An 8183-nucleotide genomic window follows, 5' to 3' on the forward strand; every position below is an offset into this window, starting at 1 on the left:
CCGCGCACGATCCGCCAGGCCAGTCCTTCCGCGATGGCGGTTTTACCCACCCCAGACTCGCCTACCAGCAGCGGGTTGTTTTTCCGACGGCGGCACAGGACTTGAATGGCGCGTTCCAGCTCACGATCGCGACCAATCAGCGGGTCAATGCCGCCGACACGCGCCAGTTGATTAAGGTTGGTAGTGAAGTTTTCCATACGCTCCTCCCCACCTGACTGCTCTTCGTTGACAGACGATTCAGGCCCGGGTATCTGCGGCTCGTCTTTACGCGTACCGTGGGAGATAAAATTCACCACGTCCAACCGGCTGACGTCATGCTTGCGCAGCAAATAAGCTGCCTGGGATTCCTGCTCGCTGAAAATCGCCACCAGCACGTTGGCGCCGGACACTTCGCTACGTCCGGACGACTGGACGTGGAAGACCGCACGCTGCAGCACGCGCTGGAAACTGAGCGTGGGCTGCGTTTCACGTTCTTCATCACTACTTGCGGGTAAGGTCGGTGTGGTTTGTTCGATAAAAGCTTCCAATTCTTGGCGCATGGCAACCAGATCGACCGTGCATGCCTCTAGCGCTTCACGCGCCGCAGGGTTGCTGAGCATGGCAAGCAGCAAATGTTCCACAGTCATAAATTCATGCCGGTGCTCACGCGCTCTAGCGAAAGCCATGTTTAAACTGATTTCCAGTTCTTGATTGAGCATTGGCACCTCCCCAAATAGATTGCCTCTTCAGGCTTTTTCCAGCGTACAAAGCAACGGATGCTCGTTTTCCCGGGCGTAGCGGTTGACTTGAACTGCCTTGGTTTCCGCAACCTCCGCGGTATAAATACCGCAAACGGCCTTACCCTGATAATGCACCCTAAGCATCAGTTGCATTGCACGTCCAACATCATAAGAAAAGAACTTTTGCAATACGTCAATAACAAATTCCATTGGAGTATAGTCGTCATTGATAAGTATAACTTTATACATAGACGGGGGTTGTACCGTATCTTTTACCTGTTCTTCAGCTGCTAGATATCGCTCATCCAGCCTGTAGCTTGTCTTACCCATCGTGTTATTCCAATGCTAAATCATCACCGCTGCGCTAGAGCAGCCCATTTCTTTCATCTTGTTACTATTGGCTAATCAAAATAGCTCCGCCGGCGGTGTCTGGATTTTATCCGGGTATGCTGGCAGAGCCCGTCTGGGAAAAACTGGTTAAGGCGTTAATTGCTTCAAAGTTCGATAATGGCATCAGCTAACTCATTAACCATCGCCTGATCTCTTATCGCTATCCTCTAGAGTGTATAAGGTATAGGTGGATGCCGGTAATCAGCCGATTACAATACCAATTATCCTCCTCATCACATAAAAGCTTCGGTTGCGAGGGATGCAGGAACATGGAGTTGGGTAAAGTTAAATAGTTCAACAATACCAAAGGTTTTGGTTTTATCTGCCTGGAAAACGGCGACGAGGATATCTTTTCATACTATTCAATGATCTAGATGGACGGTCACCAGGACGCTGAAGGCCCGGCAAGTCGTAACATTCGAGGTTCATCAAGGGACCTAAGGGAGTAGCTATGCGAGCCTGATTTCGTCTGTTGAAGCCGAGACTATTATTAGCAGCGATTCCGTTTTATAAGCTACGCGCGGCGCGCTGACTATCGCGTTCCCCAGTGCCATAAACAACAACAGGGACAGATCGGTTATCACGTCCGGCGCCACCAGCGGCGCGGTCAGCATAATAAGGCAACCCCTCCGGTAGCGAGGAAGAGGCCAAAGCGGACGATCACCACCACTGCCAGGGTGACTGTCGACGCTGCCATGGTCATACTCAGCGGCACGGCACTAATCATCGCGTCATCATGATGCACCAACACGTGGTAACACTAGGTGGACCAGCCGGCACAGACCGTGACCAGNGCGAGCTGTTGAAGGAATAAATCAACAGCATCAGCATCGGCGCAATAAAGATGTAGCCACCAGTAAAATCACGATACGCCAAGGCGAACAGATGACTGGTAACCGATTTATCGCTGATCCGCCTATAGCTTTTTCTGATTTTTATGGAACCACATGATAGGCGCTATCAGCAGCACCAGCATCACCACTGCCACCGCTGAGACCACTGGCAGATCGCGGTTATTGAAAAACTCCTGCCACAAGATATCCACCCGATCATGGTACTGTCGGACCTGCCGAGCAGATCAGGGATCACATATTCCCCCCACCGCTGGAATGAAGACCAGCATCAAACCAGCGATAATGCCGACTTTGGTGATCGGCACAATGACCTGGAAAAAAGGTTATCATCGGCCGTGCGCTTAGAGATCCGGCGAAACTTCCACCAGCAAATATAATCTAGTCTAGTCAGTCAGCGCGGTATAGATAGCAGGATCATAAAGGGTAAATAGGTGTATACCGCGCCGATATACACCGCTAGGTTGGTGTGCAAAATGACCAGCGGCTGGNCGATAAACCTCAAGCCACACCAGCACATTATATAAGTATACCGTTATTTTTCAAAATACTCATACAGGCATATATACCCGAATCAGAAACGACGTCCAGGACTGCAAAATCACCAACAGCAGCAAAATATTAAGGGGCGATGCTTGGCTGTGTGCGCCACCTTCCAAGCTATAGAATAGCTTAACAGCAGGCAAAAGAAGTTCGACACTACCACGACCTACAGGGATTGCAGATAGGCTTCGATGTAGAGAGGATAGTCCATAGCAGCTGCATGAAATTAGCGAGATTAAGAGAAACGATCAGAGTGCCGTTTAGCCGGGTACCAGATCGATCTAGTGCGGAAATGCCGCACGCTATTTCGGCCACACTAATTTTAAAAGACAATCAAAAACGGCTGCATAAATAGCAGCAACCATAGGTGCGGCAGGAGAATCATCTCCTTGCGGTCGTGAGCCATCTGCAAGAGTGTCAACAGACCCGGGATCCACCACGCGCCACGGCCGCCAGTCGATGATTTAATATTGGCGTTAGACATACATTTCCCCTCCCCTATACGATAAAGGATTGGTCAGTTGGGAGCTGATAATCTGCCCACTATTAAGGAGAACGTAGTAAATGGACAAATCCCCAAGTAGGCGATATTGATCTTCCCTGACGACGAAGTTGCAGATGCCTGCTGGCGCTCCCTCGTACAATATGATTATTCCAGCCGCAACGCCATGTGAACCAGCGCGCCATCCACCACCGAGACGTCGGTATTCACCCGCAGCGGAGATAGCAAGCCCCGGACTTTGCAATATCAGAGCGTTATCGGAACTAGCTTTAATCAATCCATCAAATATATTTAACGAGCTGATGAATTCAGTGCTGAACCGGCTGTTTGGATTCTCATAAATTTTCTCCAGCTCATCGATTTGCATAAATTTTCCATGGTTCATGATGGCGATACGGCCTGCCATAGTCATCGCTTCTTCTTGATCTAACATAACGCAGGTCACGGCGACCCCCGCTCGAGAACATCTACCACTTAGCTGTATACGATCGCGCAACTTCTTATCTAGATCGCCCATCGGTTCATCCAGACTTGGATCTTTCCGCCAAGCTGCGCGCCGCATGCTCCTGCATATGCACCATCGCCAGCATCTCATCTACCCGCTGTTCAATTTCTGCGCTCGGTAGCTTGGTCCTGTTTCAGGCCGAAGGCGATATTCTGTTCCACCGTCATTTGGGAAACAGCGCATAGGAATGGAACATCATATTGATGGGTCGTTGATAGGGCGGCGTATGGAAGAGATCCAGGTTATCAAGGCAAGGACAATGGCGTCGTGGGTCAGTGTCTCGAAACACGCTAGCATTCGCAAAAAATTTGAAGCTTATGTCAAGGAAAATCTTAGCCCGTGCCTGCCCTTACGACGTCTACCGCCCGACAGATAGTGATTTGGCCTAGTGGGATGTCGCCGCCACGCTGCAGTTGCCCACAGCACTTTAATGCGCTGGATAGTGCATTAAACATCCCAGCGAAGCAGCAGCCAAACGCGCCAAAAACACACCAAAATACTGCACTCAGCAGAGATAGGTTAGTTAACGCCATAGCCTGTAACCGGTCGTGGGTCGTGACGCCGATATTAAATAGCAAACAATAGACTGCCGCGGCAAGCAATGCACCCAGCGGCGGATAAAATGGGTTATTGTTGCCTGATAGCAGCGCGCCGAGAATACTGTGCAGCATAAACAATAGTAGGTCGAATTTCCCGCCTTGGCCCGCCTTACAGCCAAAGGACACCAGAGCAGTTTTTTGACTGATAAAAATAAGCAAAAAATCAGCGAGCTGTCCCCGCGATTCCTGCATTATACCGATGAATCGCCATGGTTGACTCCCTCATAGTTACCAATACGATAGCAGCAATAGTGTCTGTTTCCAGTGTAAAAAAGCAAGCGCCCCTATAGCGGATTATGCGGGGGAAGAAATCCCGGCAAATCGCCTAATAGGCGGGACGCTCGGGCTTCTCAAGATGAGGAAATTAAAGAAAAGCAGTCAGCCAAGCTTGCCTGACCTCCCGCGAGGTTACACGCTGAGATGTGCACTACACATAGGCACATGAATGCCAAAAGTCGGACGGGATTAAGTAGGTTCAAGACGCTTGAGTTTTTTATTTTCTTCTCCCCTATCCTTTTTATCACCCTCTCCGATGCTATTTCATTTAAAATTAAATCATTTTTTGATAAAACGAAAATTTTTTTGTCTTAACAAAGAGTATGCCAAACGGTGGCGTCACAGACGCAAACCCGTCAATTGTGACCTACGCAAGGGTTTTATCTATAAAACAAAGTAACCCACTCCATGTGCCATTACTCTCCTTGCGCAATTAATCATCACAACTTGGGTGTAATTCCATCACGTGATGTATTTCCAGGAATAACGTCCCATTAAACATTATTTAATCACCTATCATGAAAATTAAATTTCACATGTAACGCGCGAAATTAAAAAAATAACCTAGAGAAGATAAAGGGAGAACTAAATTTTTTTGAAATATAATCACCATATTTAAACATTCATATCATGAACGCCAGTGTATTCTATCATTAATTGATCACGACAGTGAATATTATACCATGGCTGCTTATTGCAATTAAATATTCGACTAGTGCTACAAAATGGCATTAACGCTGGAAGTAACAAATAAACACATTATTATTCCCCCTGAAGATTTCAGATAAATCCACAACGAATAATTGAATACCTCAATATAATTATATAAAACAGAGTGCGGCTAGCATTTATTGCCCGTCAGCCTTTGCGTTTTGTTCAGAGAATTTATGGACATAACAAAAGCTTCCCGCGCGCGGGTTATCTCTTCCGACGCGGCCTGGCGCAAAATCGATACGGTATAGATGTTGGGACTTTATGGCACGGCTATCCGGCGCTGGCGTTTTGTTCCTGCCTATCAATGGGATATCGGTAGGCTGATGCCGATATTTATCATGGCGTTTATCACTTTTCCTATGACATTTTTCGCCCACTAGGAGATGACGCGATTCGTGCTATCGGGCAGCGGTAAATGCAACGACATTACCGATGTTGTGAAGGAGCATTTCAGCGACCGCATGAGTAACCACCTTATTACTCTGTTGTATTTCTTGGCCAACTATCCGATCTTGCTGGTATATAGCGTCGCTATCACTAATACCGTCGAGAGTTTCATCGTACATCAGCTCGGCTACAGCGCGTTGCCGCAGGCTTTGCTGGCGTTGCTGTTGATAGTGGGGCTGATGATGATCATCTGGCTTGGCAAGGACATTATTATCGTTAACTAGATGAGCGTGTTTGTGTTCCCTTTCTTCGCGATGCTGGTGTTTTTATCATTCTATTTAATTCTGTACTAGAGCGGCGCGATATTCCATGCGTTGCTGGTGCAGCCGCAAACCGACAGCAGCGGGATGTTTAGCACCCTGTAGCTAGCGGTGCCGATCATGGTGTTTTCATTTAATTATTCCCCTATATCTCATTATTATTCGCAATGTCCAAACGCGAAGAATACGGCGAGGTAGCCCGAATTGAATGCCTCCGTATCTTGGCATGTAGCTATGTGATGATGGTACTGGCCGTGATGTTTTTCTTTTTTAGCTGCACTCTAAGCCTTTTTCCGGAAAACATGCAGGAAGATAAAGAGCAAAATATTTCCATTCTGTCCTATCTTGCAAACCATTTTTGATAATTCCTTTATCGCCTTGCTGGGGCCTATTATCGCATCGTTAAATCCTTTCTAAGGCACTATCTCAGCGTCAGTGAAGGGTTTAGTGGACTGGTGACTTCGGCCTTGTGCCCACCCCACTGGCAAGGAGATTTCCGTCGGTGGGGTGGGCAAAGTAACCACCATATTAATGCTCTTGACAGCCTGAGCCTGGGCTGGCTTGTCGCTACAATCAACCCGAGAATGCTCGGGTTGATTGAAACCTTAGGCAGCCTGGTCATCGGCATGCTACTGTTCTTAATGCCGATGTACGCTTTTAAACAAGTTCCTGCCATGGATCGCTACCATGGATTGGCGAGCAATTATTTCGTTTGGGAGATTGGGCTCGTCGCGCTGACTGCGACCATCTATAAGCTCATGTGAGGCGTTCCTCTAGCGATGTCTGTTCAGTTCAGGGTGGCAACGCTACCTTGTGCCAGCGCGAGAAGATCGCACTATCCCTGGCGAGTTTAGCTAACCAAACCTTGTATCTTAGATGGAATCCAGTCCCACAGCGTGCGGAAAATACCTCCTTTCTTCACCTCTTCCATCACCACTAGCGGGTGCTGTTCAATGATATTGCCGTCTAGACTAAAACTGATTGTGCCCACTACCTGATCCTTGGCTAGCGGCGCTTCCAGATGCGGGGATGCCAGCATGAAGGACGCCTTCAGATTTTTCAATTGCCCTTTCGGCAAGGTAATCACCGCATCCTGTACGACGCCCAAATTCACCTGACTGCGATCGCCAAACCATACCCGCTGCTGGGTAAACGGGCGGTCTTTCGGAATAGGCATCACGGTTTCATAAAACCGGAACCCCCAGGTCAGCAATTTCTCACTTTCGCGAAAGCGAATACCATCGGTCGGAGCGCCTAGCACTACGGAAATGAGCCGCATGCCGTTATCGGTGGCCGACGCTACTAGATTATGACCGGCGCCGCTGGTATAACCAGTTTTCACACCGTCAACAGCTAGGTTACTGCTCCACAACAGACGATTACGGTTAGGCTGTTTGATTTTGTTGTAGGTGAACTCTTTCTCTTTATGCAGCGCGTACTCGTCCGGCGCATTGCGAATAAGCGCCTGGCTGAGGATAGCCATGTCCCGCGCGGTACTGTACTGCCCTTGCGTATCGAGGCCGTGTACCGTCAGAAAACGGGTGTTCTTCAGTCCCAAAGCCGCGGCGTACTGATTCATCAGGCTAACAAACGCGTCCTGGCTGCCGGAAACATGGTCCGCCAGCGCGATGCTAGCGTCATTTCCGGACTGGATAATAATCCCTTTATTGAGATTATCGACCGTCACCTGTTCGCCCGGTTTCAGAAACATCAGCGACGAACCGCGAAGAACCGGATTGCCGGTGGCCCAGGCATCTTTACCGATCGTAACTTTGTCCTCTGGATGAATTTTGCCGGCCTTCATTGCCTGTCCGATGACATAGCTGGACATGATTTTGGTGAGGCTCGCGGGGTCAAGGCGCTGATCGGCATTGGATTCCGCCAGCACCTTACCGCTTTGGTAATCCATCAGGATATACGCGCGGGCGTTGATTTCCGGCGCGGCGGGCGGAGCCTCAGCAGCGTATGTGACGGGGATGGCGAAGACCAGTAATGTACCCAAAGCAAGGGCATAACGTTGAGTGCTGAAAACAGGTTTCATCATAATGAGGCTAGAGTATCCATTCAATAAGAGTCACCACGTGCAATCTGGTGACGTATGTTGCGCGCATGGGCCAGTAACGAGTTTGCGCGCATGTCTATGTCATATCCTAGCAAATCTACTTCTATCGAAAGCATTTAACTTTGTCGCATTGGCGCGCGCCTATCAGTCCTTTTATTGTCAATTTTTCATCTCCCACACGGCGCAGAAAAAAAATGCCTTTCGGCATGGGTAATTAATTAAATTTAGTATATTATATATAATATATACATAACTAGTCAATCCGAAGGTAGGTATCCCCGCGCCGGACGCGATATTGTCACCTGCGTAGCGTTC

The 8183-nt window shown here is 48.6% G+C and carries 3 protein-coding genes and 8 pseudogenes; 2 read left to right on the forward strand and 9 right to left on the reverse strand.

Annotation, left to right across the window (positions count from 1 at the left end):
* Together BG74_RS16845 and clpS are read right to left on the reverse strand one after the other, a co-directional pair.
* Positions 1-698, reverse strand: a pseudogene (locus BG74_RS16845) (Clp protease N-terminal domain-containing protein); the annotation flags it as partial.
* Between the two features lie 27 nt (positions 699-725).
* The gene (gene clpS / locus BG74_RS05050; RefSeq protein ID WP_066597050.1) at positions 726-1049 is read right to left on the reverse strand and encodes an ATP-dependent Clp protease adapter ClpS; all 324 of its coding nucleotides are present in this window, start codon (positions 1047-1049) and stop codon (positions 726-728) included.
* 380 nt (positions 1050-1429) lie between these two features.
* Between clpS and BG74_RS20540 the strand changes: the two are divergent.
* Positions 1430-1622: pseudogene (locus BG74_RS20540) on the forward strand (cold shock domain-containing protein).
* A 20-nt stretch (positions 1623-1642) separates the two neighbouring features.
* Here the strand turns inward: BG74_RS20540 and BG74_RS16850 are convergent.
* The 6 genes and pseudogenes from BG74_RS16850 to ybjM all read right to left on the reverse strand — a co-directional run.
* A pseudogene (locus BG74_RS16850) lies at positions 1643-1902 on the reverse strand (putrescine ABC transporter permease PotI); the annotation flags it as partial.
* Position 1903: 1 nt separating this feature from the next.
* Positions 1904-2014: pseudogene (locus BG74_RS16855) on the reverse strand (putrescine ABC transporter permease PotI); the annotation flags it as partial.
* Between the two features lie 11 nt (positions 2015-2025).
* Positions 2026-2451, reverse strand: a pseudogene (locus BG74_RS16860) (ABC transporter permease subunit); the annotation flags it as partial.
* A 1-nt stretch (position 2452) separates the two neighbouring features.
* Positions 2453-2909: pseudogene (locus BG74_RS16865) on the reverse strand (ABC transporter permease); the annotation flags it as partial.
* 85 nt (positions 2910-2994) lie between these two features.
* Positions 2995-3760: pseudogene (locus tag BG74_RS16870) on the reverse strand (polyamine ABC transporter ATP-binding protein); the annotation flags it as partial.
* Positions 3761-3842: 82 nt separating this feature from the next.
* The gene (gene ybjM, locus BG74_RS05065) at positions 3843-4301 is read right to left on the reverse strand and encodes an inner membrane protein YbjM (RefSeq protein ID WP_066597054.1); all 459 of its coding nucleotides are present in this window, start codon (positions 4299-4301) and stop codon (positions 3843-3845) included.
* 1046 nt (positions 4302-5347) lie between these two features.
* Here ybjM and BG74_RS05070 point away from each other — a divergent pair.
* Positions 5348-6570: pseudogene (locus BG74_RS05070) on the forward strand (SLC5/6 family protein).
* Positions 6571-6656: 86 nt separating this feature from the next.
* Here BG74_RS05070 and BG74_RS05075 read toward each other — a convergent pair.
* Positions 6657-7850, reverse strand: a complete 1194-nt coding sequence (locus BG74_RS05075) for a serine hydrolase (RefSeq protein ID WP_066597062.1) — start codon at positions 7848-7850, stop codon at positions 6657-6659.
* Between the last annotated feature and the right edge of the window lie 333 nt (positions 7851-8183).

The sequence above is a fragment of the Sodalis-like endosymbiont of Proechinophthirus fluctus genome (genome assembly GCF_001602625.1).
Classification (GTDB): domain Bacteria; phylum Pseudomonadota; class Gammaproteobacteria; order Enterobacterales; family Enterobacteriaceae.